The organism is Pseudoalteromonas sp. CO348 (assembly GCF_004208845.1).
GTDB classification, from domain to species: Bacteria; Pseudomonadota; Gammaproteobacteria; order Enterobacterales; family Alteromonadaceae; genus Pseudoalteromonas; species Pseudoalteromonas maricaloris.
The window spans coordinates 17,930-44,049 of the sequence record NZ_SGPI01000001.1 but is presented as its reverse complement, the minus strand read 5'-3'; the positions used below and the strand labels follow the sequence as shown (position 1 = coordinate 44,049).

The 26,120-nt window shown below is 45.5% G+C and carries 27 protein-coding genes; 17 read left to right on the top strand and 10 right to left on the bottom strand.

Going from position 1 to position 26,120, the window contains the following annotated elements; translation table 11 throughout:
• Window positions 1–52 precede the first annotated feature (52 nt).
• The 3 genes from EXT48_RS00250 to cyaY are packed head-to-tail and all read right to left on the bottom strand — an operon-like array spanning window position 53 to window position 1,968.
• A complete protein-coding gene (locus tag EXT48_RS00250) occupies window positions 53–946 on the bottom strand; it encodes a DUF2914 domain-containing protein (protein WP_130163260.1) in 894 nt (297 codons plus the stop codon).
• Window positions 947–991: 45 nt separating this feature from the next.
• Window positions 992–1,648, bottom strand: coding sequence for an alpha/beta hydrolase (locus EXT48_RS00245; protein WP_010604231.1), 657 nt, complete (start codon window positions 1,646–1,648; stop codon window positions 992–994).
• Window positions 1,648–1,968: an iron donor protein CyaY gene (gene cyaY / locus EXT48_RS00240; protein WP_010378141.1), complete on the bottom strand. Its 321-nt coding sequence runs from the start codon at window positions 1,966–1,968 to the stop codon at window positions 1,648–1,650. The genes EXT48_RS00245 and cyaY overlap by 1 nt, the downstream gene beginning before the upstream one ends.
• A gap of 155 nt (window positions 1,969–2,123) precedes the next feature.
• On the opposite strand from cyaY, the gene EXT48_RS00235 reads away from it, so the two are divergent.
• The 7 genes from EXT48_RS00235 (at window position 2,124) to EXT48_RS00205 (ending at window position 8,356) form a co-directional block, all read left to right on the top strand.
• Window positions 2,124–2,300, top strand: coding sequence for a lipoprotein (locus EXT48_RS00235; RefSeq protein WP_010604229.1), 177 nt, complete (start codon window positions 2,124–2,126; stop codon window positions 2,298–2,300).
• Window position 2,301: 1 nt separating this feature from the next.
• On the top strand, window positions 2,302–3,555 hold the full coding sequence (lysA, locus tag EXT48_RS00230; RefSeq protein ID WP_130163259.1) for a diaminopimelate decarboxylase: 1,254 nt from the start codon (window positions 2,302–2,304) through the stop codon (window positions 3,553–3,555).
• Between the two features lie 127 nt (window positions 3,556–3,682).
• A complete protein-coding gene (gene dapF / locus EXT48_RS00225; RefSeq protein ID WP_039491011.1) occupies window positions 3,683–4,513 on the top strand; it encodes a diaminopimelate epimerase in 831 nt (276 codons plus the stop codon).
• Window positions 4,510–5,136, top strand: coding sequence for a DUF484 family protein (locus tag EXT48_RS00220; RefSeq protein ID WP_130163258.1), 627 nt, complete (start codon window positions 4,510–4,512; stop codon window positions 5,134–5,136). Before dapF ends, EXT48_RS00220 begins: the two co-directional genes overlap by 4 nt.
• Window positions 5,133–6,056, top strand: a complete 924-nt coding sequence (locus EXT48_RS00215) for a tyrosine recombinase XerC (protein ID WP_130163257.1) — start codon at window positions 5,133–5,135, stop codon at window positions 6,054–6,056. The genes EXT48_RS00220 and EXT48_RS00215 overlap by 4 nt, the downstream gene beginning before the upstream one ends.
• 2 nt (window positions 6,057–6,058) lie before the next feature.
• Window positions 6,059–6,760: an HAD-IA family hydrolase gene (locus tag EXT48_RS00210; RefSeq protein ID WP_130163256.1), complete on the top strand. Its 702-nt coding sequence runs from the start codon at window positions 6,059–6,061 to the stop codon at window positions 6,758–6,760.
• A gap of 84 nt (window positions 6,761–6,844) precedes the next feature.
• Window positions 6,845–8,356 carry a peptide MFS transporter gene (locus tag EXT48_RS00205; RefSeq protein ID WP_130163255.1) on the top strand — a complete coding sequence of 504 codons (1,512 nt, stop codon included), beginning with the start codon at window positions 6,845–6,847 and terminating at the stop codon, window positions 8,354–8,356.
• A gap of 29 nt (window positions 8,357–8,385) precedes the next feature.
• Here the strand turns inward: EXT48_RS00205 and EXT48_RS00200 are convergent, their stop codons facing one another.
• A complete protein-coding gene (locus EXT48_RS00200; RefSeq protein ID WP_130163254.1) occupies window positions 8,386–9,726 on the bottom strand; it encodes a hypothetical protein in 1,341 nt (446 codons plus the stop codon).
• A 114-nt stretch (window positions 9,727–9,840) separates the two neighbouring features.
• Here EXT48_RS00200 and EXT48_RS00195 point away from each other — a divergent pair, with 114 nt between their 5' ends.
• On the top strand, window positions 9,841–10,710 hold the full coding sequence (locus EXT48_RS00195) for an SDR family oxidoreductase (RefSeq protein ID WP_130163253.1): 870 nt from the start codon (window positions 9,841–9,843) through the stop codon (window positions 10,708–10,710).
• Between the two features lie 3 nt (window positions 10,711–10,713).
• Here the strand turns inward: EXT48_RS00195 and EXT48_RS00190 are convergent, their stop codons facing one another.
• Complete coding sequence (locus tag EXT48_RS00190; protein WP_069018884.1) at window positions 10,714–11,019, bottom strand: DUF6482 family protein; 306 nt, start codon at window positions 11,017–11,019, stop codon at window positions 10,714–10,716.
• Between the two features lie 81 nt (window positions 11,020–11,100).
• Here EXT48_RS00190 and EXT48_RS00185 point away from each other — a divergent pair, with 81 nt between their 5' ends.
• Window positions 11,101–11,793, top strand: coding sequence for a pseudouridine synthase (locus EXT48_RS00185; protein ID WP_130163271.1), 693 nt, complete (start codon window positions 11,101–11,103; stop codon window positions 11,791–11,793).
• 23 nt (window positions 11,794–11,816) lie between these two features.
• Here the strand turns inward: EXT48_RS00185 and EXT48_RS00180 are convergent, their stop codons facing one another.
• Complete coding sequence (locus tag EXT48_RS00180; protein ID WP_039491002.1) at window positions 11,817–12,203, bottom strand: MAPEG family protein; 387 nt, start codon at window positions 12,201–12,203, stop codon at window positions 11,817–11,819.
• Window positions 12,204–12,507: 304 nt separating this feature from the next.
• Here EXT48_RS00180 and EXT48_RS00175 point away from each other — a divergent pair, with 304 nt between their 5' ends.
• Window positions 12,508–13,377, top strand: a complete 870-nt coding sequence (locus EXT48_RS00175; RefSeq protein WP_130163252.1) for a DMT family transporter — start codon at window positions 12,508–12,510, stop codon at window positions 13,375–13,377.
• Here the strand turns inward: EXT48_RS00175 and EXT48_RS00170 are convergent.
• Together EXT48_RS00170 and EXT48_RS00165 are read right to left on the bottom strand one after the other, a co-directional pair.
• Window positions 13,364–13,678, bottom strand: coding sequence for a multidrug efflux SMR transporter (locus EXT48_RS00170; protein WP_010604216.1), 315 nt, complete (start codon window positions 13,676–13,678; stop codon window positions 13,364–13,366). The two genes, EXT48_RS00175 and EXT48_RS00170, sit on opposite strands and share 14 nt — an antisense overlap.
• Before the next feature lies 1 nt (window position 13,679).
• Complete coding sequence (locus EXT48_RS00165) at window positions 13,680–15,206, bottom strand: carbon-nitrogen hydrolase family protein (protein ID WP_010378119.1); 1,527 nt, start codon at window positions 15,204–15,206, stop codon at window positions 13,680–13,682.
• A gap of 157 nt (window positions 15,207–15,363) precedes the next feature.
• Between EXT48_RS00165 and EXT48_RS00160 the strand changes: the two genes are divergently transcribed.
• Window positions 15,364–16,434, top strand: a complete 1,071-nt coding sequence (locus EXT48_RS00160) for a diguanylate cyclase (protein ID WP_039490999.1) — start codon at window positions 15,364–15,366, stop codon at window positions 16,432–16,434.
• 28 nt (window positions 16,435–16,462) lie between these two features.
• Here EXT48_RS00160 and EXT48_RS00155 read toward each other — a convergent pair whose 3' ends face one another.
• Window positions 16,463–18,748 carry a penicillin acylase family protein gene (locus tag EXT48_RS00155; protein WP_130163251.1) on the bottom strand — a complete coding sequence of 762 codons (2,286 nt, stop codon included), beginning with the start codon at window positions 18,746–18,748 and terminating at the stop codon, window positions 16,463–16,465.
• Window positions 18,749–18,943: 195 nt separating this feature from the next.
• Between EXT48_RS00155 and EXT48_RS00150 the strand changes: the two genes are divergently transcribed.
• The 6 genes from EXT48_RS00150 to folX all read left to right on the top strand — a co-directional run bounded on the left by EXT48_RS00150 (window position 18,944) and on the right by folX (window position 25,639).
• Window positions 18,944–22,300, top strand: a complete 3,357-nt coding sequence (locus tag EXT48_RS00150; RefSeq protein WP_130163250.1) for an ATP-binding protein — start codon at window positions 18,944–18,946, stop codon at window positions 22,298–22,300.
• A 95-nt stretch (window positions 22,301–22,395) separates the two neighbouring features.
• Window positions 22,396–23,022, top strand: coding sequence for a YceH family protein (locus tag EXT48_RS00145; protein ID WP_069018888.1), 627 nt, complete (start codon window positions 22,396–22,398; stop codon window positions 23,020–23,022).
• 60 nt (window positions 23,023–23,082) lie between these two features.
• Window positions 23,083–23,919, top strand: coding sequence for an ammonia-dependent NAD(+) synthetase (gene nadE, locus EXT48_RS00140; protein ID WP_039490991.1), 837 nt, complete (start codon window positions 23,083–23,085; stop codon window positions 23,917–23,919).
• Between the two features lie 72 nt (window positions 23,920–23,991).
• Window positions 23,992–24,708 (top strand): dihydromonapterin reductase, encoded by a 717-nt coding sequence (gene folM, locus EXT48_RS00135; protein WP_130163249.1) that lies wholly within the window; start codon window positions 23,992–23,994, stop codon window positions 24,706–24,708.
• A 6-nt stretch (window positions 24,709–24,714) separates the two neighbouring features.
• A complete protein-coding gene (folE, locus tag EXT48_RS00130; RefSeq protein ID WP_130163248.1) occupies window positions 24,715–25,269 on the top strand; it encodes a GTP cyclohydrolase I FolE in 555 nt (184 codons plus the stop codon).
• A gap of 7 nt (window positions 25,270–25,276) precedes the next feature.
• Window positions 25,277–25,639 (top strand): dihydroneopterin triphosphate 2'-epimerase, encoded by a 363-nt coding sequence (folX, locus tag EXT48_RS00125; RefSeq protein ID WP_010378103.1) that lies wholly within the window; start codon window positions 25,277–25,279, stop codon window positions 25,637–25,639.
• Window positions 25,640–25,683: 44 nt separating this feature from the next.
• On the opposite strand, the gene EXT48_RS00120 is transcribed toward folX, so the two are convergent.
• Complete coding sequence (locus EXT48_RS00120) at window positions 25,684–26,112, bottom strand: YqaA family protein (RefSeq protein WP_130163247.1); 429 nt, start codon at window positions 26,110–26,112, stop codon at window positions 25,684–25,686.
• Window positions 26,113–26,120: the final 8 nt, after the last annotated feature.

Below are 26,120 nucleotides of genomic sequence, written 5' to 3'. Positions count from 1 at the left end.
TGTGGTGATGGCAGTCGGTCACATGCTGCCATACACAATACTGCGAGTAAGATTATTGCTGACTGTTATCCACAATGCGGAACGTCTTTTGGGCAAGCAGTTGTCCAGACTGCGTCACCACCTCAACACGCCAATCTCCGGTTTGACTCGGCATGACGTTCTTACTTGAATAAGTACGATAGCGCGCGGCTTGGATCGGCAGCTCCACTTCTGCCATCAACTCGTCTTGATGGAACCACAGGTGCGACACCACTTGATCTTTAAGCGCGTGTACTTCAGTGAAAAAGTAAAGCTTGTCACTAAACTGAGTGGTCGCAATCACGTCTTTCAACACGTTCGTTGGTTCGCGGTCGTCAATCATAGTAGTGAGTACAGCGCGGCTGATAAATTGCGTGTCTATTTTTGCCCCTAGCGCGACACTGGCTATGCGCGCTTCAGCATCAAATTGATTTTTAGCTTCAGCCCTTGTTTCTGTTTCTGTTTCTGTTTCTGTTTCTGTTTCTGTTTCTGTTTCTGTTTCTGTTTCTGTTTCTGTTTCTTCAGAAGCTTGTTGCTGTTCCTGGTCTAACGCAATGACTTGAGCGACCTCTATTGAGGTCGTCGCGGCACCAGTAGGGGTGAGTTCGGGCGTCGTTAACACGCTATCGGGTGAGGTATCCGCACTTAGCAGCCCGACTTCACGCTCTTCGTTAGAGTCTACTGATGCAGGAGAGTCATTCAGTGATGTATCGGTTTTTGCAATGGTGGCATGTATAGGTACTGCCACTTGGACATCGTCTTCGTCTGCGTTAACGTTATCCACGACACCATAAACACCCGCGGTTGCAATGCCAGCAAATGCTGCCGTTGCCATAAAAATGCGTTTCCAGTGCCATTGATAGGTCACCGCTGAGGGCTCTGAGGGTTGCTTACTCACCGACGTTTTTATGACAATCTTTTGTGACATTGCTTTGCTCCTGTATCTGTCACCAGTACCTTATACCACTTAATATTAATCGCTCAGTCTCGTAATTAACCAAGCGCGAATGGCTTTTAACTCTTCAAGACATACCTGATGCTCCATTGGGTAGTCTTGCCAGCTCACTTCATAGCCTTGCTGTTGTAACGTGTTAAATGCGTGCTCGCCTGCAAACATAGGCACGACAGGATCAGCACTGCCATGCGCCATAAAAATAGTAAGCTCGCTTTGCTGTGCTTCTGCGCTGAGCTTTTCAGGCACACACATATAAGTTGATAGTGCCATGACACCAGCCAATTTAACAGTTAAACGCGGTGCAAGATGGAGCGCAATCACGCCCCCTTGAGAAAAGCCAGCTAAGATAATGCGGTTAGCTGGAATACCTTTATCTAACTGTGCCTGAATTAACGCTTCAACCTGAGCTGATGAGTCTCGCACACCTTGCTCATCCGCTCTTTTATCCAGATCAAATGATTTAATGTCATACCATGCACGCATCACCATACCACCATTTATAGTGACCGGCTGTTCTGGTGCATGTGGAAAAATAAAGTGTGCACCCAATTCGTCAGGCAGATTTAACTCAGATGCAATGGGTAAAAAGCCGTTACCTGAATCGCCTAAGCCATGGAGCCAAATAATACTCGCTTTATGCTGTCCTTTGGCAGGATAATCTACAAACTCCAACATTAATCGTGCTGCCACTCTATTGCGATATTTGCCTGTTTAGTCGCCGCGTCGCTCATAAATTGCCAAAACTCAGCACCAGAACGATTATCAATCCACTGATCGCCACGCAACTCAAAGTGATGACCATTAAACTTAGTCGCCACCCAGACTTGGTGCAATGGTGCTTGTTTGTTGATAACAATTTTGCTCTTGTCAGGGAAAATAATTTCTAGAATTCCCGATGCTGATTCGTAATCTAAATCAGCGTCACAATCATCGATCTGCTCTTCAATAGTCAACATTAGCGCATCGGCTAACTCATGATATTCACTTTCTGTCATCGTGATTTCCTCTTACTGACGCACTGCGGCATGGTGCCTAAGCTTAACTCGCTATTTGAGCAATTTGATGAAGACGAAATTTCAATAGCGAAAAGCTGCTTTTTTTATCAATTCTGTTACTCTGCGATTATAAAGGCACTGACACGAATTATCTAATGAAAGCGACACCTTATAAATTTAGCGTAACGGCACTTGTTTTTACTACTTTAATCGGATTATCGGGTTGCGGTCAAAGCGGTCCGCTTTATTTGCCTGAACAACAGGCTAAAAAATCAAACCAACCGAAAGCAGCACAAGCAAACCAGCCTGAAGCAGAACAACAGGAGCGTTAAAATGGATTATTTCAATTATCAAGATGGCGAACTATTCGCTGAAGATGTCGCCATAACCACAATCGCCGAGCAATATGGCACTCCTTGCTATGTCTACTCGAAGAAGACTTTAGCGCGGCATTATCACGCTTTTACGGATGCCGCAGCCGGTCATCCCCACTTAGTGTGCTACGCAGTAAAGGCGAATTCAAATATCGCCGTATTGAACGTCTTGGCTCAGCTTGGTTCTGGTTTTGATATCGTGTCGAAAGGTGAACTTGCGCGAGTGCTAAAAGCAGGGGGAGATCCTCAAAAAGTGGTTTTTTCTGGTGTTGCGAAAACGGAAGATGAAATCGAGTTTGCACTTGAGACTGGGATTAAATGCTTTAATGTTGAGTCGATTGCAGAGCTGCACCGTATCAGTGAAGTGGCAACCACACTGGATAAGATTGCGCCAATTTCATTGCGCGTAAACCCAGATATTGATGCAAAAACTCACCCCTATATTTCAACCGGGTTAAAAGAGAACAAATTTGGTATTGATATCAAAGCCGCATTTGATGTTTACCAGCTCGCTTACGCCCTACCAGGTTTAAAAGTGGTTGGGATCGACTTCCACATCGGCTCTCAGCTGGTTGAGGTTAATCCATTTTTAGCGGCGTTAGATAAAGTGCTGGCCCTAATTTCTCAACTCGAAAAGGCGGGAATTTACTTGCATCACCTCGATATCGGTGGCGGTCTTGGCGTGCCTTATGACGGTGAAAAACCGCCGCATCCGAGTGCTTACGCTGCAGAGATTAAAGCGCGATTGGCGCAGTTCAATGATCTAGAACTTATTTTTGAGCCTGGTCGAGCGATTGCTGCCAATGCTGGTGTGTTGGTGACTAAAGTCGAATTTATTAAGCCAACCGAGCATAAGCATTTTGCCATTGTTGATGCTGGCATGAACGACATGTTACGACCATCGCTTTATCAGGCTTGGCAAAATATCGTACCAGTCACACCGCGAGACGACGTTGACGCGATAAATTACGACGTGGTTGGTCCAGTATGTGAAACGGGTGACTTTCTAGGTAAAGACCGAGTGCTTAAAATTAAGGCTGGCGACTTATTAGTACAGCGCAGTGCAGGCGCGTATGGCTTTACCATGAGTTCAAATTACAACTCACGCCCCCGCTGTGCAGAGATCATGGTTGATAACAATCAACACCATCTAATCCGCCAAAGAGAGCCTCTAGACTCTCTGTGGCAATTTGAGCAACTACTGCCACAATAACCCGACTTGGATACGTCCTAGGGATGCAAAACAAGGCATAATGCCAAGCCGCTTCCTTAGTCGAGGTATCCATGGCAAAGTATTAGTAAAGTGAGGCCATGGTTTTATACCAAAAGATAACCACTCTATGTTTATAAACTTTTCAAAAATGCATGGTTTAGGCAACGACTTTGTGGTGATAGATAATGTCACCCAAAATGTGTTTTTGTCTCGAGACCAAATTAAGAAGTTAGCAGATCGCCACTTTGGAATTGGCTTTGATCAGCTGTTGATGGTTGAAGCGCCTTATTCCCCGGACTTAGATTTTCATTATCGTATTTTCAATGCCGATGGTAACGAAGTTGAGCAATGTGGTAACGGTGCTCGCTGTTTTGCTCGCTTTGTCCGCATGAAGGGCTTAACGAACAAACACAAGGTTTGCGTCTCTACAAAGGGCGGCAATATCACCCTGTATACCGAAAAAGACGGCCAAGTTACCGTGAATATGGGCAAACCGAACTTTAACCCACAAGCCATTCCGTTTCGTGCAAACAAACAAGAAAACACCTATATTTTAAGAGCCGACGAACATACGGTGTTTTGTAGCGCGGTTTCTATGGGCAATCCTCATGGCGTGATTATTGTCGATAGTGTAGAAACCGCTGAGGTAGCTACACTCGGGCCACTCCTTGAACACCATGAACGTTTCCCACAAAAGGCCAATATTGGCTTTATGGAAGTAGTTTCTCGTGAATACGTTAAGTTACGTGTTTGGGAGCGCGGCGCTGGCGAAACGCTTGCCTGTGGCACAGGAGCATGTGCCGCTGTTGTTGCTGGCATAATGCAAGGTAAGTTAGAAGAAACTGTTAGGGTCGACCTACCAGGTGGCAGTCTTCAAGTGCGTTGGGGCGGTCAAGGTCAAGTAGTGAAAATGACCGGACCGGCGGAGCATGTTTTTGATGGGCAAATCGCAATATGACCATAAAAGAAGCAAATTCGACTGAACAATTAGTCATAGAGTACCTGCGCAAGCATCCTGATTTTTTGCTCAGGCACCCTTATGTGCTATTGGATTTGCAGCTACACCACCAGCAGCAAGGGCTTCCAAACCTTGCTTTGCACCAACAGCGGATGCTCCGCGATGAAGTCAACTCACTACAGCAGCAGATCAAAGACATGGTCCATTATGCAAAAGCCAACGAGCTGGTTTTCAAGCAATTGAGTGAATGCCAATTGGCTATCATGCGTTGTACTGAGTTGAGTGCAATCAATCATACGTTAGCACAGCGCTTTGAGGACCACCCGGACATCCAAGCATGTAAACTCATCAACATCGATGATACGCTTTTGGAACTAGTGTCAGCTAAACTGAGCAGTAACAACTGCTACTTAGGACGACTCAGTCCGTCACAAGCTGAACTCTTGTTTGCCGATATTGAAGTAGGATCGGTAGCACTTTACCGCGTTGATGCGTCAGACAAAGGTCGCTTTATTCTGGCCTTTGCCAGCCGCTCACCAGAACACTTTTCGCCACAACACGACAATATGTTGATCACGGCTTTTATTCAAACATTATCGCTTAAGCTCGAAGCGCTGGCATGAGCCTAACACCACTATCGGAAGATTGGACGCAACCAGTAACCGCCTTTATGGCACACTTGCGCCACGAAAAGCACTACTCAGAACATACACTCACCCAATACAACACTCAGCTTATTCAAGCAGCGCAGTATTTTTGTGATCACGCCTCTTCTTGGCTAGAAGTCAGTGGCGAGCAAATTCGCCGCTACAGCATGAAGCTTCGCGGTCAAAATTACAGCCCAAGAACTATCAACCTTAAGCTTAGTTGTATTCGGAGCTTATATAAATTTCTCAAGCTCAAGTCACAATCGCAACAGGCTGTCGTCAATCCCGCACAAGGGATCCGAGGGCCTAAGTTTCAAAAGCCACTCCCAAAGAACCTTGATGTTGACCAAATGGGGCAACTTCTGGAAATTCAGGCAGATGATGCGCTTGCCATTCGTGATAAAGCCATGATGGAATTAATGTACTCTAGTGGTTTGCGATTAAGCGAGTTGGTTGGCGCAAACCTATTGGATGTCAAAGACGGTGAAATACGCGTGCTTGGTAAAGGCGGTAAGGAGCGCGTTGTGCCTGTCGGCGGTAAAGCGCTAAACGCACTAGCTGATTGGCTCAAAATAAGGCCGCAATTTACAACGTTGGAAGAACCAGCGCTTTTTGTGAGCAAATTAAAGCGCCGGATCAGCCCTCGCCATGTCCGCGCAAGAATGAAAGAATGGGGTCTGAAACAAGGGGTTAGTACACCTATTCATCCCCATAAACTGAGGCACTCGTTCGCCAGCCACATGCTAGAATCCAGCGGTGACTTGCGCGCGGTACAAGAGATGCTTGGACATGCCAGCTTATCAGCCACTCAGGTCTACACCCATTTAGATTTTCAACATTTAGCAAAAGTGTATGATAGCGCTCACCCAAGAGCGAAAAAGCAAAAAGACGAGTAACAATGCGATTCAATAAGCCCATTTCAGACATTGCCGCCATCAGTTTTGATTTAGACGATACGCTATACGATAACAGGCCTGTTATCATTGCGGCTGTTAACGCCATGACAGCGCACCTGAATACTATTCCCGGGTGGCAAGCGAAAGGGGGATCATTCTGGTCTCAATGTCGAAACGAAACACTCAAACAAAACAGTGCGCTTGCAGAAGATGTGACAAAGTGGCGTCAAGTGGCACTTGAGTGGGGCTTCACAGCACTGGGGTTTGATAGTGCAACAAGTAAACAGCACGCGCTACAGGCCTATCAAGCCTTTGCCGATACCCGCAGTAATATCACGGTCAGCGACGCCGTCATCAACCTGCTTGCTCAGTTACGCAGTCAATATCACATCATTGCTATCACTAATGGTAATGTCGAGATAGATAAATTTAATCTTCGCGATAGTTTTGACTTAGTGCTTCGCGCTGGAATTGATGGCCGCGCCAAACCTCACCCTGAGCTTTACCAGCTTGCCTGCCAGCATTTTAACCTTGCACCACATCAACTTCTGCATGTTGGCGATAGCTTAGATACCGATGTACAAGGAGCACACCGTGCCGGCTGCCCTAGTGTTTGGCTTCGCAATCAATTTGCGCCATACCAGTACAAAGGATTGGCTAATGTGGAAATCGATGACATACAAATGTTAAAAAAGATGATGTAATGTTTCCTTTTATGCGGTTGCATTCGGTGCTTGAATAACGTACTAATATTGACTTCCAAAAAACGATAATAATGGAAGTGAAATATGTCATCACAGGACACAACAAGTGATACAGGCTTTTTTGGTCATCCAAAAGGCCTACAGACTCTGTTTCTCACCGAGATGTGGGAACGAATGAGTTATTATGGCATGCGTGCCATGTTAGTACTTTTCATGACGGCCACCTTACAGCAAGAAGGTCTTGGCTTCACCGTTGCCTCCGCTGCCGCAATATATGGCCTCTATACTGGCTCGGTTTATTTCTTAGGTCTACCGGGAGGTTGGATAGCAGACCGTTTATTGGGTGGCCAACGCGCGGTTTGGTACGGCGGTATTATCATCATGTGCGGCCACATCATTCTTGCCATCCCAAGTCAATTTTCCTTTTTTGTTGGCCTTATCTTTGTTGCCAGTGGCACAGGTTTATTAAAACCCAATATTAGCGCTATGGTTGGCCAGCTTTATAACGATGAAGATAACCGCCGCGATAGTGGTTACGCGATTTACTATATGGGGATCAACCTAGGGTCTGTGATCGGCTATGCGGTATGTGGCTACTTTATGGAAAACGTTGGTTGGCATTGGGCCTTTGGTGCAGCCGCGGTGGGCATGGCAATCGGTTTAGTCAATTATCGCCTAACAGACAATCACATCGCTACCGTTGGCAATGCGCCAACTAACCCAATGACGGGGAGTCAAAGTGCTAAAGCTTGGGGTGCGATTGTTTTAGTCATTGCGGCTGTTGCAGCAATAACGGCAGCGGCGTTTGCAGGTGTTTTTGTGATAAACCCCGTAGAGCTCGCAAAATATGTCGCGATAGCTTTTACTGTCACTTTCTTTTTGTATTACGGTTATATCTACTTTGGCGGTAACCTTGATGCCGATGAAAAGCGCCGGATGTGGGCACTCTTTTTGGTTTGCGTTGCGTCCACTTGTTTTTGGTCTGGTTTTGAACAAGCGGGCTCTTCACTTAATTTATTTGCCCGCGATTACACCGACAGATTAATCGGCAGTTTTAGTATTCCAACCGCTTGGTTCCAATCGGCCAACGCTTTTTTCATTATCGTGTTATCCCCTTTCTTTGCTGCGCTTTGGATTAACTTGGCTAAGCGCATGATCACGCCAACCTATAGCGTGAAATGTGCGATTGGTCTTATCATCATGGCGAGCGGATTTATTGTGATGTTTTTCGCTTCCCAATTTGCAGCTCAAGGCCTACAAGTAGCACCAATGTGGTTGATCACCACTTACTTTCTGCACACCGTGGGTGAACTTTGTTTAAGCCCAGTGGCGTTGAGCGCAGTAAGTAAGTTATCTCCCAAACGTTTTGCTGGGCAAATGATGGGGGTTTTCGTACTCACTTACTCAATTGGTAATATCTTCTCGGGTCTGCTCGCTGGTAGCTTTGATCCTAATAATATCGAAGACTTACCAAATCTATACCTACAAATTGCGCTATTTACTATCGGTATTGGTGTATTTGTCGGTGTACTTGGTCTAAAAACCAAGCATTGGGAAAAGCAATCTGAAAAGCCGCTCACAGAGCAAACGGCTTAAATGAATTGAAGATGTAGGAGTGATGGCTTCTACATCTTCTCAAACTCAGCAGAAACAAGCTGGCCGTCATAAGATTTGAAGTGGCCAACCCAATCAGAGTTTACTACTTCTATCATGCCATATAGATTCTCAATCGAGCCTATTTGAGATGCGCGACTTTCAGGGTCAAGATAATTCACCCCATAGAATTGCCAAGGAGTAAGTACATTCGATATCACGCTCAATCCAGATAAATTAGCATTGCTTAACGACCAACTCTCTAGCAGCTTAACTCCTATCACTCGGCCAAATTGGCTTTGTTCAATTAACTGATTACACCCGGTGTAAAATAGCGTTTGTTTATCTATGCCACGCCATTGCATTAAGCCGCCCTGATGCTTTGTAATAAAAGCTTTGATGTCTTCTTGACCACTCCAGCATGCAGGAGCAATTGGTTTCGCAATCTCTGTTTTGCCTATGGTTAGGGCAGATAATTTGGTCTTCGGATCGGTAGTATATCTTCCCTCGACAAAAAACTTAATGTCAGGAAACTTTTCCTTAAGTGCAGAAACTGTCATCTCATCCAAGTCCCGGTTTGTAATTTGAGTTTGCTGGTGACTTAGTGGTGTAGCAAGAGCAACATCATAAATATCAATTAGATTTGCAAGACTGATAGGAAGAAGATTGAATGCATATTGGTACCCGACGAGCTTATCATGTTCAAATAAAAACGCGTTATTGCGACCAATAAATGCAAACTTTTGATAAGCATTAATAGGCCATTGCATCGTAAAACGGCCTATTTTTTCTTCCGCTTGTGAAAAAGAGTCTCCGAGCTTAATACCAAATACTTGGTCCGTAGTAACAGAAGTATCAAGTACCTCTGTTAGCTTTGGCTTGAGTCGACTTTTGTGCGGATCAATCGTTGTGTTATAAGTAATTGAATGGGTCGTTGGTTTGGATGAAAAAACAGCACCAGATATCAGCTCAGTGTTTTTTGCTGTAAGTACTTCAGTATAATGACAAGATAAAACGGGCTGAGCTACAACTTTCCCGGATACAACAGCTCTTTTCGACCACCCATCAGCCGTTCTTTTGAATGAAGCATTTTTAATAATTATACCTTTCTCAAACGCTTTAGCTTCTTCAGATAACGCGTCAAATAGTGACAATCTAACATCGTCAAACAGCACAGTGACAACATCCGATAACTCACCATTACTCGCCTCTTGTCCCCCCAACAAACGCATTGACTTTGAGCTTTGCTTGTATATTTCAATGGGCGCTTTACTTTCATCAATGACACAATCACTATTTTTCGTAAATATTTGGGTCGCACTCACTTGCACACTCACCGCAAACAAACCAGCTAGCAAAATATTTTTTTTCATTTTTTGTCCCTTTTTTAGCCTTATCTCAACCTTAGCGTAATCCGATACAAATCTGTAGTTTTTCTTCCGACTTTGCTACTGTACTGGCTCTTTTAAAAAAGGATGCTGTTTTCTATGTCTAAAGTCATGATCACTGGTGCAACGGGCTTATTGGGTCGCGCACTTTGCCAAGAGCTAAGTAGTACCCACGAGATTTTAGGATGTGGCTTTAGCCGAGCAGCCGCGCCACTTCACAAACTTGACTTGGCTGACCACAGTTCGGTTTTAGATTTCTTAGATAATCACGGCCCAGAGATACTTATTCACGCAGCAGCAGAGCGCAGGCCAGAACAATGTGAGCGAGACCAAGCGGCAACGCTTGCGCTCAATGTTGCGGCAACCGAGTTCTTAGCCCAAGCCTGCCGCGAAAGAGATATTCGATTTTTCTTTATTAGTACTGACTATGTGTTTGACGGCACCTCAGCACCTTATGTTGAAACAGATATCACTAATCCTGTGAACTTCTACGGCCAAACCAAGCAAGCTGCGGAGCGTGCCATACTGGCAGACAGCGCATTACACACCATAGTACGAGTGCCAGTTTTATACGGCGAGGTAAAAACGCTGGAAGAATCTGCGGTAACCGTTATTGCAAAACAGCTGTTAGCCAACCCCGCTTCAAGTCACGATCATTGGGCCATTCGCTACCCCACCCACGTCAATGATATTGCGCTAACGCTCAAAGGTGTTATCGCACAACCTAGCCTTGGTGGGATTATTCATATCAGTGGCAATCAAGCATTCACTAAGTATGAAATGGCGCAGGTGATGGCGCAGGCTTTGCAACTACCGACGCAAGATCTCGTGCCGCTGAGCCAACCGAGTGACGATGCCACAAGACCACAAAATTGCGCTCTAAAAGACACTAGATTGATTAACATGGGGATCGCTCACAACCGCGATTTTGCAACCGCGGTGAGTGAAGTGCTCACAAAACACAGATAACGCTTAAAACAGGTTATTACGACCGAAGGGCACTTCTAATGTATTGTCATTGACTGACACTGGGTGCCCGACCATCTCGTCATAAGCGCTTTGATGCCTAATCACCATTTCCATGTAGCTAATATCAAGCAGGCGTTTTTGAATTTGCAGCGGGTTATGTGCTTTTAAAAACTCGCCATTTTCTTCCGTGACATAATATTCCACGTTATTAATAAGCACACTGACTTGATAAAGCGCTAAATCAATGGAATGCACTATTACCTTTTGCAGCGGCTGATGTTGTTTTAACTTTGAAAACGCAATGGCCATTGATATTCTCCATGCATAGATCCAAACAGTCTGTTGCCTTACAATACGCGCTGTTATCTCTTTTTGATCATGTGAATGTCTATGTCCTATCCGATGCGTTTGGCCAAATATCTCAGCCACTGCGGTGTTTGCTCTAGGCGACAAGCGTCTCGCTTAATTGATAGCGCAAGAGTGACCGTAAATGGCCGCTTGGCCAATCACATAGATCACATCAATTTGACCGATTGCATTATGGTCGATGGTGAACCGGTCACGCCGCCACAAGCGAGAAGACTCTTTGTTTACCATAAACCCGTGGGTATAGACTGCAAAGTGAATCCAGATGACCCTGCGAGTATCTACCATGTGCTACCAGAGTCATGTCGTGTTTATCCAATAGGTCGGTTAGACAAAGACAGTCGAGGCTTACTACTACTCACCAATGATGGGGCACTGTGTCAGCAATTAATCCACCCTGACCATCATCAAGAGAAAGAATATGAGGTGCAAGTTGACAAGCCTCTGGACCCAGATTTTTGCCTTAAAATGGCAGCCGGCGTGCCAGTGAAGGGCCAAATAACCCTCCCCTGTACCGTTGAGCAAATCGCACATGACCGCTTTAGAATAGTGTTACGCCAAGGCCTCAATCGCCAGATCAGAAGAATGGCACATTACTGTGGTTATCGGGTTATCGACTTATACCGAGTGCGTATCGCAAACTTAGCATTGACACAGCTAGAGGTTAACTCCGCTGAAGTGAAAGAGATTTCAGCAGAGTTAATTCAGTTGACCTAAGTGTAGAGTCACGCAAAGGACGACTATAAACCACACACCACAATAATGGCGATAGCACAGCCGAGTCCTAGCGCCCAGACAATGGAGCGCAGCACGTCAATATTCGCCCAATACAGCACACAATATAATGCTCTAGCGACAATATGGCCTATCGCTAGCCATTCGACTAGAGGAGTGTAGGTTTGGGTGCCAAACGCAACGGCCAAGGCGACAGCAAACACGGCTAATGACTCAAAACAGTTTTGATGTGCGGCCAGCGCTCTTGCCCCCAGCCCAGTTAGTTTCTTTTGCTGTTCACGCGGGTGCTTGTTGTCGTAGCCCCCTTCTTTATTCATCGCCACTGCCACAGGGATTTTGGCAAAATAAGGTAGTAAGATGGCAAGAATTGCACAGATGATTAGTATACCCACAAGATACTCCTTCAACCTTTTGATTATTCAACTCAGTAGAGCAGAATAGCGTTAAAAAGAAAAGCCATAGTTGAATACGTAATACCCTAACCTATGGCCCAATCTTGTAGCATCGACCTTAATCATATCGTGATACTGAAAATTGAACATGTGGCAAATTGTCGCAGTGCGCCAACCACAAGAATGCTTCCGTAGCACATTGAATACACATTGAATTATTTTCACTATCACGATAATTCATTTATTCAGACTCGCTCCTATCCGGTATGCTGATACACATTCGAGCATTGTAGAGTCACCTCTCATGTGGATTTTGTTCACCTTACTAGCTGCTTTTTCTCAGGCTTGGCGAAATGCTTTTCAAAGCAAATTGAGTGAAAGCGCCTCCACAGCCAGCGTCACCTTAGCAAGATTTATTTTAGCCAGCCCACTTGCGGGCTTATATCTTTGGAGCCTTTATCAGATCGCTCCTGCAGAATCGCTCGTCATTAACGATGACTTTTTAGCCTTTGTGCTGGGTGCCAGTGTCATGCAGATCATCGCGACGGGGTTAATGGTGGTGCTGTTTAAGCAAAATAATTACGCCATAGGCGCTGGACTTGCGAAGAGTGAGGCACTCGTGGCGGCAATTTTGGGCGTACTCTTTTTTGGCTCAAGCTTAACTTTACTCGGCTGGTTTGGTGTCTTTATCGGCGCCATCGCGGTGTTGTTATTGAGCGGTTTTAGCCTGCGTGCTTTCAATGGTAAAACTGCACTAGTGGGACTTGCCTGTGGAACAAGCTTCGCGCTTACTTCTCTTTGGGTGCGTGAAGCCAGTATCGCATCGGGCCTACCTTTCCCCCACAGTGCAGCCTGGGTGTTATTATTAGTGCTGATTTGCCAAACTGTAATGTTGAGTATGTATTTGACGATACGCGAACTACACTCTTGGCGCGTGCTGTGGCAACGCCGCAAACTGACGCTGGCCATTAGTGTTAGCAGTTGCATCGGTTCTATAGGTTGGTTTAGCGCAATGAGCCTTGAGCATGTAGCCTACGTGAAAACCCTTGGCCAAATCGAAGTGTTTTTCACTTTGCTTATCTCATTCTTATGGCTCAAAGCACCGGTAAAGAAGCGCGATTCAATGGGACTCTTACTCATCGCAGTCGCGGCTATTTTGGTTATGCTAACTTAAGTACCACAACCCCACTGATGATAAGTAACACACCCAAGTAGCGCATAAAACTACTTGGGTCACCGTAGAAAAAGATACCCACTAAGAATGTACCTGCCGCGCCAATACCCGTCCACACCGCATACGAGGTACCCAGTGGAATTTGCTTTTGCGCCAGCCATAACATCCAGCCACTCAAGGCCATAAAACCAACGGCTATCACTATGCCTAGCCAACGAGTATCGGCTTGTTGCGCCATTTTCAGACCAACGGGCCAACCTATTTCAAACAGGCCAGCCATAATTAAATAAACCCACGCCATACTATTTTTGTTTCAACTCCACAGAATACAGGTCTTTTCTTCGGTCTCGTAAATTACGCACCGTTCCTTCACTATGCAATATTTTGAGTTTATCTAAGTCTAAGTCACTAAATAACAGCATTTCCGTATTTGGTGTTGCTTCGTTTAGCGCGGCATCATGAGGGAAAGCAAAGTCCGATGGCGTCAACACCGCTGACTGCGCGTACTGCACATCTAGGCTTTCTACCTGTGGTAGGTTACCAACGCTTCCTGCGATAACCACGTAGCATTCGTTTTCAACCGCACGGGCCTGCGCACAGTGTCTTACCCTTAAATAGCTATTTTTTGTGTCAGTCCAAAATGGTACAAACAAAATATCCAGCCCTTTTTCAGCCATGATCCGCGATAACTCTGGAAACTCCACGTCGTAGCATACTTGGATCCCTACTCGGCCCGCGTCCGTATCGAACACTTCAATTTTATCACCGCCTTTGATAACCCAATCATAGTCTTCGTGAGGGGTGATATGAATTTTACGTTGTTCATCCACTTTGCCAGAGCGATGACACAAGTAACTGACGTTATAGAGCTTGTCGCCCTCAAGTAGCGGCATAGAGCCCGTGATAATATTGGCATTGTACTCAATCGCCATTTGCGACATAGCAGCTCTAAACTGCTCGGTATACGTCGCCAATGCACGAATTGCTTCGGTCTGATTTCTATAGCTTCCGAGCCCCATTAGTGGCGCGTTAAAAAACTCAGGGAAAAGGATAAAGTCACTTTGGTAATCCGAGACCGTGTCCACAAAATACTCAACCTGCTTCATTAGCTCCTCTACCGATTCCACCCTGCGCATTTGCCACTGCACGGCCCCCACTCTGACGATGGTTTTCTTGCTTTCGATCACGGTATCGGTTGGCTCGAAGAGAATGTTATTCCACTCAAGTAGGGTCGCATAGCCTTCGGAGTCCTGATCTTCCGGCAGATATTGCTTAAGCAATCGCTTTACTTGGAAGTCGTTGGCAAGTTGGAAGCTTAGAATGGGGTCGTGTAATTCTTTATGGTCGACTTTGTTTATATACTCCATTGGCGACATACTGCCACGGAATTGCTTATAAAGCGGAATACGACCACCCGCCAAAATCGCGCGTAAGTTGTACTGACGACAAAGCTCTTTACGAGCATCATACAGCCGTCGACCAAGACGTAGACCACGATGGCTTTTGGCTATCACTACATCCAGCCCGTACAGAGCATCTGCATTACTATCACTAAAAATTCGGCTATGCGCGTCAACAATGTCTTCATAGGTATGCGGGTTAGAAAAGGTTTGATAGTCAACTTGAACACTAAGCGCGATACCGACGAGACGCTCACCGTCTTTGACACCGATCTGCCCCTCAGGAAACTGGTCAATCAACCTAAATATCGTATGACTAGGCCACGCACCACCGAGATCAGGATAGGCTTCATCCATTAATGATTTAACCTGATCGTAGTCAGACTTTTCTAGGTTACATAGCGTGATCCGCGCTTTTTCTACAGACATATCAACTCCAAAGCTTTTATTATCTACCTATCTCTCACTCTACTACAGCCAACCTTGCTGGATGCTGAGCGAATAACCTGAGCTTAGGTCAAATAGACGGCAAATCACAATAGAGCTTCTATACTTATTTTATTGTGAATACCACAAGAGCTTACGTTTGACTAAATACCACCCTTATAGCAAACCAGACCAAGTAGAAGCATTAAAATTTGCATTATTACGACGTGTGGCCGCGTATTGCATGTGGCTACACGCAGGCCTCATTGGTGTCTTTTGGCATTTAGAGGTGAACATACTTGCTTTGGTAAACGTGGGTAGTGTGCTGATGTGGTACGCTGGCATTAAACTCATTGATGCGAGTAAACCCTCGATTGCACTGCGGGTTTTCTGCCTTGAAGTCGCCATCCATGCGACGCTGGTGTGTGCCTATCTCGGCATGTCACTCGGGTTTCAGTACTATCTCTGGACAGTGTCTTGCCTCATGCTGCTAGATTACCAACTCAGGTTACGTAATGCCGTGATTTATTCCGTTGTGTTGATCACGCTATTCGCAGTCTTAGAGTTATTGTTTGGTGATGTTGCCTATCAATATCGCTATCAACAGTTAATTCCCTATGTCCATTTTGCCAATGTGCTCATATGTGGTATTCCAATGATCTACACAATCAGCCACATACGTAAAATGACAGTGCAACAAAGAGACAAATTAGAAGAACTCGCTGCACACGACCCGCTCACACAAATGTTCAACCGTCGCTATGCGCGCGAGTTAATCACCCATGCTAAAGAAAACTGTATCTCTACTCACTCTCCTTTATGTTTGGTGATGGCGGATATCGACCACTTTAAAAAAATCAATGACACCTTTGGCCATGACAAAGGAGATCAAATTTTAAAAAGTGTGGCCGAAACAATCAAAGCACATATTCACCCTGCAGACATTGCAGTTCGTTGGGGTGGTGAAGAGTTTTTAATCGTGCTCGCGCCTTGCTCTAGTGGAGAAGCAATGCAGCGCATGGAAAAACTACGACGAGCCGTCGAGACCACCAGTTTTGAAAACGACATTCTTAAGGTCACCATGAGTTTTGGCGTTGCAAATTGGGATCCTAGCCAAACTTTTGAGGTCGTCATTCAACACGCGGATGCCGCACTTTACGACAGCAAACATTCAGGTCGGAACCGTGTTACCGCAGCACCGATTTTGCGTGTATCGGAGGGCGTAAGTTAACCCCCTCCGATACGTTCAGTGCAAAGCATTACTTAGGTGAAATGACTATCTGGTGAGTTAATTCACCAGGTAGCAAGGGGGTATTCTCCCCTTCGGCATAATCTGCAAATCCAGACCGATAAAACGGCGATAACGGATGTCCACTTTGGCCACCAGCAACCGTTAAAATTGCATTTTGTAAATGACCAGGTTGTGCGATAAAGCGTTGCGATGCGCCGAATGATTTACCCTGCACCGCAGGCATAAAGGTATCACCAAAAGCTTGTGCGGTTGGCATATCTAACAAACCGCTCAGCATTGGCATTTGTTTTGAGAAAGGATGCTGCACCTTGAGTGCATTAACATCCCCCCAGCGCCAAGCGGCCATATTACTGCCATATTTTTCGCTAAGTTGCTGCTTGGCAAGCTTGTAAGCAGCCAACTCTAACTCAAGCCAAGAACCATGCTCGCCCAACCAACTATTTGGCTGCTCGGTTAAGAGCTGCCAGAGTGAGGGCTCAAGATAACGCTTAACCGGCTTCATCGACAATTTTTGTGTGTTTAAGTGCTGCTCCAAGGGTGCGAAAAGAGTGTCGATCAGTGCGTTGCGGTAGGCTTTTACTAAGGTGTAACCGACTGAATCTGCACAAGCACAAGCCTGCCAGTCATTAAGGAGCGAAATATCATTTTCAAAAGATGCGGAATGTTGGTTTTGCAATAGGGATACTAAGTGCTCGTGCCACGGCGCTAAAAACTTGGCGCGATTGTCCAATTGCAGCTGATAGAAATCCGCTTCCGTAAATTGTTGCTGACCTAACAGTCCATCGCGGATCTGCACGGCACGTGCACCTAACGCATAGCCGCCATCACCAAACCTTTGATTATCTGCAACTGAAACCACGCGAGAGTTAGCCGTCCACAATTTACCGTTTTCAGGGTTTTGCACAACCGGGCGAACTTGTTCGTTGTTCTGCCACGCTTGCTCATATTGCTCTATATTCAACGCCGTGTCATGAGCCGTTTTGCGTGCAGGAATAGCCCCCATCGGCGTCCAAGCAGCTGCCCCTTTACTGTCTACCACCATCAAGTTTTGTACAGGGATCCCTACCTTTTTGGCATGTTCTGTTGCTTGCTGAACTTCGGTTAATCGTTCAAGTTGCACAAGCTCTAAGTTTACGGCATAGGGTTGATGAGCAACCCAACTCAGCGCTAGCTTCTTATCTCCAAGTTGTTTAACGGGACCAAATGTACTCATTTCCAATTTATAGGAATGGCTTTTGCCATCAGGCAATTTTATTTCTTCAGCAATGAACTGCGTCTTGGTGTCTGCGTCAAGCTCAATCCAATCGGCTGTATCTAAATAACCATTGGTGAATCCCCACGCTATGCGATTATTACTTCCAACCACAATGGCTGGAGCGCCTGGTAACGACACCCCAGTTACCTGAATTGCATGGCCCTGATCCTGATAATTAAGCTGGGCACGATACCAAATCGACGGCACATTTAAGCCAAGGTGCATATCGTCGGATAACATTGCCGATCCTGTCTTTGTAAGCGCACCAGTTACGGCCCAATTATTACTGCCGTAAAGCGGCACATCAGCAATATGTGATGGCTGAGCTTGCACGATTTGTTGCTGTAATGCAGGAATAGTAACTGGCGATGCCGTAAGTACACTGTTATCCAAAGCAGCCTGATATTGACTAGGCTGCAAGATAAAATCGAGCATATCTTGACCATATTGCTGCTTAAGCGCAATTAGGGTTTCATCGCGCTCATAAGTACCTGCTTGCAAGTCTAGATACATGCTAAAAATAGTGAGTAAGCTGTCTTCTGGCTGCCATGGTGCAGGAGTTGCACCTAGAAGCAGGTATTCAAAACTGGTGAAGCCAGATTGTACTCGCCCATCGTTCACCCCTTGTGTATAACGCTCAAGGATTTGCCTATGCGCCTCAGGTAAGGACATCACGATAAGCTTTGCCCGTTTTCTGAATTGATGGAATCGCATGCTTTCATCAAGGCCAATGGCCGCCGAGCCAAATAACTCACTCAATTCACCTGCGGCATTGCGACGCAACAGGTCCATTTGAAAAAAGCGGTCCTGACCATGTGCAAAACCCAATCCATACGACGCATCTGCTCTGGTGTCAGCCGACACGACAGCTTGCCCCATGGCATCGCGCGCTACCGTTACTGTATTATCAATCTCCGATGTACTTCCTTTACCATCCAGTGCAGGCAGGCTCAGCGCAAGCAAGCCATATATACTTGCAGTACCAAGCAATACCAGTAACAGCAGAACGACAATAATTCGTTTAATCCAAGTAAGCATGACCATCCCTTAACAATGTATCCAGTGCTAATTTATGCCTAGAAGATATAGCATGTCATTGGCTAATAAACCAATATTCTCGACTTTGTCACAGTTATAAGACAATCAAGTTAAAGCATTTTATTTTGGTTAATTAGATTTCGCTTTGCGAGGACTGAACTATAGTTAAATCATCGTCTTCAACACAGAAGCACCATGATCTCTGAACTATCGACATCACCACTTAAATTTCGCTTTGTGAAATATAGCTTCTGGCTTTTGCTAGTCGTGATCATCGCAGTGGCATGGTATGTTGATCAAGTAAACTATCGCCGCTTAATCGCGATAGAAAAGAGCCGCTCGACCGAGGAAGTGAATGTCTACCGCACTAAAATAGAAGGTATTCTGGCAAAAAATGTACAACTTGTCAGAGGACTAGGCATTGCCCTTTCTGGTCAATCCGAACTCTCTCAAGCTCGCTTCGAACAGCTCGCAAAACCCTTATTCGATAGTAGCCAAATCCTTCGAAATATCGGAGCAGCTCCAAATATGCGGCTCGACTATATTTACCCATTGAAGGGCAATGAAAAAGCCATAGGCTTAGACTACCAAACCCATCCGACGCAAAAATACGGCGCATTACTCGCCAAAGAAAGTCGCGAAATCGTGATGGCAGGTCCACTAGAGTTGCTGCAAGGAGGCACAGGGTTAATCGCAAGAGTTCCCGTTTACACTGACAAAACTCACTTCTGGGGTTTACTCTCTGTCGTGCTCGATATGGATAGTCTGTATCAACAAGCAAACTTTACCGCATTAGAAAGTCAATATCTGATCGCGATTCAAGGCGTTGATGGTAAAGGCCAAGACGGAGATTACTTTTATGGCAATAGTAATATTCATTCGCTTGCCCCCATCGCATTTAGTGTCAACGTGCCCTCAGGTGAATGGGAACTCTACGCCGTGCCTCGCATTGGTTGGCAACCAGCGGCAACTGCCGTGTGGCCTTTTCGCTTAGCTATCATCGCGCTGATTATCATCTTTATTGCCGCATTTATCTTCATCACTCGACTGCTATCGCAACTGCAACGTAATGCTTTGTCACTGACCAATATGGGCATACTCGCAGAAGTTGGTGCATGGGAAATTAACGTCAAAACACGCGATATTATTTGGTCGGACGTCACTCGTAGTATTTTCTGCGTGCCGAGACAATTTCAGCCCACTTGGATGAATACAACAGAGTTTTTCAAAGCGGGTTTGCACAGAAAGCGTTTGCAAGACTGTGTGGATGAACTTATAAAAACAGGCCATGAGTTCGAAGAAGAATTTATTATCCAAACCCAAAATCTGGACGACTTATGGGTGCTAGTGAAAGCGCGCTCTATTCGCAATGGCAAACGCACTAGCCACATTTTTGGTTCCATTCAAAACATCCATAAACGCAAAATCATGGAAATGGAACACGATAAATTCGCCAAGAATAATGAGCTCCTTGCCCATTTGAGCTCTCACGAAGCCATCTTAAATAACCATCTCAACAAAGCACTCACACTCTGTGCAGATACCTGTAGAAAAGGAGTGGAGGTTAATAAAGTGAGCATTTGGCAATTTAATGAGGATAAAAACCAGCTGATCCCAGTGTGTTTTTCAAATGCTGCGATGGATAACTTAGAGCACTTTCCTCCTTGGCGAAAAGCAATAGCGCCTGCATTCTTTAGTGAAATTGAGAGTGGTCAAATAATTGCGGCGGAACAAGCTGAAAACCACCCTGCAACCATGGCCCTCACTACAACGTACCTTGAACCTTTTGAAATTAAGGCGATGCTTTGCTGCCCCATCAGTCATAAAAACCAAACCTTAGGCGTTCTTTGTGCAGAGTACGATGTTGTAAGTCCAGGTTGGGGTCAAAGCGACCTCCGTTTAATGAAATCTATCGCCGCCATGCTAGGAAGCCTCTTTATCAATAAAGCCCATCAAAAAGCAAAAAATCAAGCCATCATTGATAAAGACTTAGCAGAACAATCCGCTAAAATGAAAGCAGAGTTTTTAGCCAGTATGAGTCATGAAATACGCACTCCACTCAATGGCGTAATGGGTATGGTTGAGCTCGTCATGCACTCACAACTCACTTCGACTCAACACCACCAGCTCTCTTTGGCATATAGTTCAGCGAAGTCCTTGCTTACCATCATTAATGACATTCTCGACTTTTCCAAAATAGAGGCTGGTAAGCTAACGATCGAATTTGTTGAGTTCGACCTTATCGAGATGTTAAGTAATATGCTGTCTGGTTTTGTGCGCGCCGCTGATGCCAACAATAATCGGCTACATATCGATTTATCAGGTATGAAAGTCCATACCGCACAAACAGATCCTAATCGCCTCAAACAAATCCTTAATAATTTGTTAAGCAATGCGATTAAGTTCACCCATGATGGTTCAGTGACTTTAAGCTGCCATACCGAACAAACGGGCGATCAAACTCGGTTATGGTGCAGTGTAGAAGATACCGGTATCGGTATTTCAAAGGAAAAGCTCAATAAAGTTTTTGATTCATTTACCCAAGCAGATTTATCAACCACTCGACAATATGGTGGTACTGGGCTTGGTCTCACCATTGCAAAGCAATTGTCTCAATTGCTCGGTGGCGATCTACAAGCATTTAGTAAAGAACACGTTGGCAGCACGTTTTCCTGTAATGTACTACTAACAGCAGCTAAACCCATTACCGTGCATGGAAAGTCTGATAACTCAACGTTATATATATTAAGCGAAATCAATGAAGACTACAGTAAACTACTGAAGCCTTGGCATATCACGTGCTTGCACGTGCAGCAACTTGATATGCTCATGACTCAACTGCAACAACCATCTTCACATCTTGCTGTTATTTTGGATGCCAAGTTACTCAATGCCACGCCGCGGAAAAAACAACAAGCACTCAAAGCGCAGCTAACACAGCAGCAGATCGTACATATGGTTGCCGTTGAAGAGCAAAGTAGCGAAACCCTCTCGCTATTTTCCTCCTGTGAGCGGGTGTACTATCCCATTACGCCATATGCAGCACTTCAGGTGTTCAACTCTAATTATCAAGACCCAGACAAGCCGACATCCGTCAAAACCGACTCACAGGTCAATGCTGAACCCCTGTTAGCACGCTCAATCTTATTGGTGGAAGATAATCGGATAAACCAAACCGTTGCGATGACGATGTTAGAGCGTTTAGGTGCGAAAGTAGTCTGCCAAGAAAATGGAGAGTTAGCACTTGCACATTTACAATCAACTAACAAACCTTACGATGTAATTCTAATGGATTGTCAAATGCCGGTGATGGACGGTTATCAGGCAGCACAGCAGATCCGCCAAGGTGTTGCCGGAAAAATCCATCAGCATAGCGTGATCGTTGCACTCACCGCCAACGCGATGCAAGGTGATAGAGAAAAATGCCTTGATGCTGGAATGGATGATTACCTCACCAAACCCATTGACTTTGATGAGCTAAAAGCCAAACTTCTGCAAATAAAACCGCAGCAAACAATGCAAGCACCTTCGTCTACGGCCCAACAAAGTTAGCTCACACACTTTGCTACAGTAAATATTGGTATTATATTGCTACTATCAAGATGATGTTATACATCTCATCAGCAACAACAAAAATAAGGAAAGTGATGCAATTAGATACTCAAGAGCAACGCGTACTGGGTAGCTTAATCGAAAAGCAAGTCACCACCCCAGAACAATACCCCATGTCACTCAACGGCCTCACCAATGCGTGTAATCAAAAGTCGAATCGCGAGCCGGTGATGGAACTCTCTCAAAATGATGTGCTAGACACACTGACTCGCCTACAAGAAAAACGCTTAATTACCTGCGACGAAGCACTCTCTGGTCGCGTCGACAAGTACAGCCAGCGCTTTTGTAACAGTGATTTTGGCCACCTAAAAGTCAACGCGAAACAAAAAGCGATTATCTGTTTGCTGTTACTGCGTGGACCACAAACTCCAGGTGAATTGCGTACTCGCAGCGGCCGCCTCGCAGAGTTCAGCTCCGTACAGGACGTTGAAGCGACATTAAGTGCGATGCAAGAACATGATTATGTAGTTAAGCTTGCCAGGGAACCTGGAAAACGAGAAAGTCGTTATCAACACTTGTTTGGTGACCAAGTCGTTGAATCAACAGCGCCTGCAGAAGCCATAACCGGCACCCAAAATGACAGCGAAATCGAAAGCTTAATTGCCGAGATTGAGCAATTAAAGCAAGAGCTCGCCACCATCAAAGCACATTTAGGGCTTTAAAAAGCGCGTCAGCACCAACATAATAGAAGTTTATCGCCCCGATAGTATTGAGGAACAAGTATGCGTGAAGCAATCATGGCCGAAATGAAAGTTCAGCCAATTATTGACCCGGAATTTGAAGTCAAACGACGTGTCTCATTTTTAAAAGCACGATTACAAGCCTCTGGCTGCTTCACCCTTGTGCTTGGCATAAGCGGAGGAGTTGATTCGTCAACTTGTGGACGTCTATGCCAGCTAGCTATCGATGAACTCAATGCTGAACATGGTACTGGGGCTTATAAATTTATTGCCATGCGCTTGCCGTATGGTGTTCAAGCTGATGAAGATGAAGCGCAACTTGCACTTGAGTTTATCCAACCGAGTCAGCGCTTAACAGTCAACATCAAGCCTGCGGCCGATGCCATGCACGAGCAAGCACTTGCTGCCATGGCGGGTGGAAGCGTGCCACTGCCTTCACAAGCCAGCGTGGATTTTATTAAAGGAAACGTAAAAGCACGCCAGCGCATGGTCGCGCAGTACGAAATAGCAGGCCTGACTCGCGGTTTAGTCGTCGGCACCGATCACAGCGCTGAAAACATCACGGGCTTTTACACCAAGTTTGGTGACGGCGCCTGCGACTTAGCGCCCTTGTTTGGCCTGTCAAAACGCCAAGTTCGCGCACTAGCGGCTTTTCTCGGGGCACCTGCGGGACTAGTACATAAAGTACCGACAGCCGATCTCGAATGCGACCGCCCAGGCCTTTCCGATGAAGAAGCGCTGGGACTAAGCTATGACAATATTGATGACTTCCTCGAAGGTAAGCCTGTTAGCAGTGAAGTAAACGACAAACTTATTGCCATTTATCAGCGCACCCAACACAAGCGTCAACCAATTCCTACGGTATACGACGAACAATAGTATTGTTGGCAGGAGATAACCAGTTATTCATCCTGCCAACCTTAATTTCTCAATTCACAAGGTGATTAACGTATGAGCCCCGCAGCTGCACCTATTTTAATTACTGGTGGCGCACAGCGCATTGGACTTGCTTTGGTGAAACACTTTCTCGCTAAACAGCAAGCCGTCATATTGACGTATCGCACCAAACATCAAGTTATCGATGAACTAGCATCGCTAGGTGCCATTTGTATCAAGGCTGATTTTGACGAGCCAGAAGCAATCACGCAACTCAACAACCAAATTCGTGCCCATACCGACGCACTCAGTGCCATCATCCACAATGCATCGAGCTGGGATTGTGAAGCCAACAACCCTGATTTTTCAGCATTATTCGACAATATGATGCGGATCCACGCTAAAGTCCCTTATTTGATCAATCATGCCTTGAGCGACTTATTGACAGCTAGCAATAATGTCAGCGATGTGATCCATATTACTGACTATGTAGTAGAAAAAGGCAGTCCAAAACACATTGCCTATGCCGCAAGTAAAGCTGCATTAGATAACTTAACTCGGTCATTTGCCGCTAAGTTTGCACCTAGCATCAAAGTGAATAGCATTGCACCTTCTCTTATCATCTTTAATCAAGACGATAGTGACGAGTACAAGGCAAAAACCTTGAAAAAGTCTATTATGGGAATTGAGCCTGGTAGCAAAGAAGTTATCAATAGTGTCGACATGATACTCTCTAGCAACTATATGACAGGACGCACGGTACAAATCGACGGTGGCCGCCATTTGAGGTAACGCATTATGCAAGACAAATTACAACATAGTTATAAAACGATTATTGAAGCCGTGGGTGAAGATGCAGACCGCGAAGGATTATTAGATACGCCAAAGCGCGCAGCGAAAGCGATGGAATATCTGACTCAGGGCTACCGTCAAACACTGGATGAAATCACCAATAACGCGGTATTCAGCTCAGATGCCGATGATATGGTGCTGGTCCAAGATATAGAGTTGTACTCTATGTGTGAGCATCACCTTCTACCTTTCGTTGGCCGTTGTCACATCGCTTATATACCTGACGGTAAAGTGCTTGGCTTGTCTAAATTTGCCCGCATTGTTGATATGTTTGCCCGACGTTTTCAAATCCAAGAGCAGCTAACTCATCAAATCGCCAAGGCCGTTGAGGAAGTCACCGGCGCAAAAGGCGTTGGCGTGATCGTTGAAGCCAAACACATGTGTATGATGATGCGTGGGGTTGAAAAACAAAACTCTAGTATGCGAACGTCTGTCATGCTTGGTAATTTCAGAAGCGACCCCAAAACCCGCAACGAATTTTTACAGTTAGTGAAAGGATAAACACGCTATGTCGAATGCCATTATTAAGGTGACGAATTTAAGGCTACGTACCTTTATTGGTTTTAATCCCGAGGAGCGGGAAAAAAAGCAAGATGTCGTGATCAATATTGAAATTCACTACCCAGCGGATACGGCATGTTTAGATCATGATAACGTGGCTCACGCGCTTAACTACAAAACGGTGACCAAAGCTGTCATCACACTGGTAGAGGAAGGGCATTTTTTGTTACTTGAGAAATTAGTGGCTGACATACTTGCTGAATGTCACCAACATCAAGACGTGACGTATGCAAAAGTCACCGTAGATAAACCGCACGCTTTACGGTTTGCTGACTCAGTGTCACTCACGCTTGATTGGTACAGAAGCTAAACTAAGCGATAAGACCCTGATATGCACTTCCTTGCCTTCTGGTATTAAGAAATCACCTGTAAGGCAAGGTAAATCACCAGTGCGTAACGGGCGCCTTTACCGAGCGCGACTAACACAAAAAACCACCCAAAAGAGGTCCGTAGAGACCCCGCTACCACAGTCAAAGGATCTCCGACTATGGGGAGCCAAGCAAATAGCAATGAAAACTTACCGTAACGATTAAATAGTCCACAAGCCTTATCATATTGCTGTTGAGAAACCGGAAACCAGCGCTTATTCCGCCACTTAGCGATAAACCAGCCAAGATAATAGTTGACACAGCTACCTAGTAAATTACCTGTTGTCGCAGCCAGCCATAACCAAACTAATTCACCCTGTTGTTTCACCACGAGCCCACTCAGCGCCAGCTCCGACGACGCAGGTAATAGTGTTGCGGCAATAAAAGCAAGCCCAAATAAAGAAAGATAAATCATATCAACGG

Coding starts and splice junctions, on each gene's coding strand:
- EXT48_RS00250 (WP_130163260.1), bottom strand. CDS start 946: ATGTCACAAAAGATTGTCATAAAAACGTCGGTGAGTAAGCAACCCTCA.
- EXT48_RS00245 (WP_010604231.1), bottom strand. CDS start 1,648: ATGTTGGAGTTTGTAGATTATCCTGCCAAAGGACAGCATAAAGCGAGT.
- cyaY (WP_010378141.1), bottom strand. CDS start 1,968: ATGACAGAAAGTGAATATCATGAGTTAGCCGATGCGCTAATGTTGACT.
- EXT48_RS00235 (WP_010604229.1), top strand. CDS start 2,124: ATGAAAGCGACACCTTATAAATTTAGCGTAACGGCACTTGTTTTTACT.
- lysA (WP_130163259.1), top strand. CDS start 2,302: ATGGATTATTTCAATTATCAAGATGGCGAACTATTCGCTGAAGATGTC.
- dapF (WP_039491011.1), top strand. CDS start 3,683: ATGTTTATAAACTTTTCAAAAATGCATGGTTTAGGCAACGACTTTGTG.
- EXT48_RS00220 (WP_130163258.1), top strand. CDS start 4,510: ATGACCATAAAAGAAGCAAATTCGACTGAACAATTAGTCATAGAGTAC.
- EXT48_RS00215 (WP_130163257.1), top strand. CDS start 5,133: ATGAGCCTAACACCACTATCGGAAGATTGGACGCAACCAGTAACCGCC.
- EXT48_RS00210 (WP_130163256.1), top strand. CDS start 6,059: ATGCGATTCAATAAGCCCATTTCAGACATTGCCGCCATCAGTTTTGAT.
- EXT48_RS00205 (WP_130163255.1), top strand. CDS start 6,845: ATGTCATCACAGGACACAACAAGTGATACAGGCTTTTTTGGTCATCCA.
- EXT48_RS00200 (WP_130163254.1), bottom strand. CDS start 9,726: ATGAAAAAAAATATTTTGCTAGCTGGTTTGTTTGCGGTGAGTGTGCAA.
- EXT48_RS00195 (WP_130163253.1), top strand. CDS start 9,841: ATGTCTAAAGTCATGATCACTGGTGCAACGGGCTTATTGGGTCGCGCA.
- EXT48_RS00190 (WP_069018884.1), bottom strand. CDS start 11,019: ATGGCCATTGCGTTTTCAAAGTTAAAACAACATCAGCCGCTGCAAAAG.
- EXT48_RS00185 (WP_130163271.1), top strand. CDS start 11,101: ATGTCCTATCCGATGCGTTTGGCCAAATATCTCAGCCACTGCGGTGTT.
- EXT48_RS00175 (WP_130163252.1), top strand. CDS start 12,508: ATGTGGATTTTGTTCACCTTACTAGCTGCTTTTTCTCAGGCTTGGCGA.
- EXT48_RS00170 (WP_010604216.1), bottom strand. CDS start 13,678: ATGGCGTGGGTTTATTTAATTATGGCTGGCCTGTTTGAAATAGGTTGG.
- EXT48_RS00165 (WP_010378119.1), bottom strand. CDS start 15,206: ATGTCTGTAGAAAAAGCGCGGATCACGCTATGTAACCTAGAAAAGTCT.
- EXT48_RS00155 (WP_130163251.1), bottom strand. CDS start 18,748: ATGCTTACTTGGATTAAACGAATTATTGTCGTTCTGCTGTTACTGGTA.
- EXT48_RS00150 (WP_130163250.1), top strand. CDS start 18,944: ATGATCTCTGAACTATCGACATCACCACTTAAATTTCGCTTTGTGAAA.
- EXT48_RS00145 (WP_069018888.1), top strand. CDS start 22,396: ATGCAATTAGATACTCAAGAGCAACGCGTACTGGGTAGCTTAATCGAA.
- nadE (WP_039490991.1), top strand. CDS start 23,083: ATGCGTGAAGCAATCATGGCCGAAATGAAAGTTCAGCCAATTATTGAC.
- folM (WP_130163249.1), top strand. CDS start 23,992: ATGAGCCCCGCAGCTGCACCTATTTTAATTACTGGTGGCGCACAGCGC.
- folE (WP_130163248.1), top strand. CDS start 24,715: ATGCAAGACAAATTACAACATAGTTATAAAACGATTATTGAAGCCGTG.
- folX (WP_010378103.1), top strand. CDS start 25,277: ATGTCGAATGCCATTATTAAGGTGACGAATTTAAGGCTACGTACCTTT.
- EXT48_RS00120 (WP_130163247.1), bottom strand. CDS start 26,112: ATGATTTATCTTTCTTTATTTGGGCTTGCTTTTATTGCCGCAACACTA.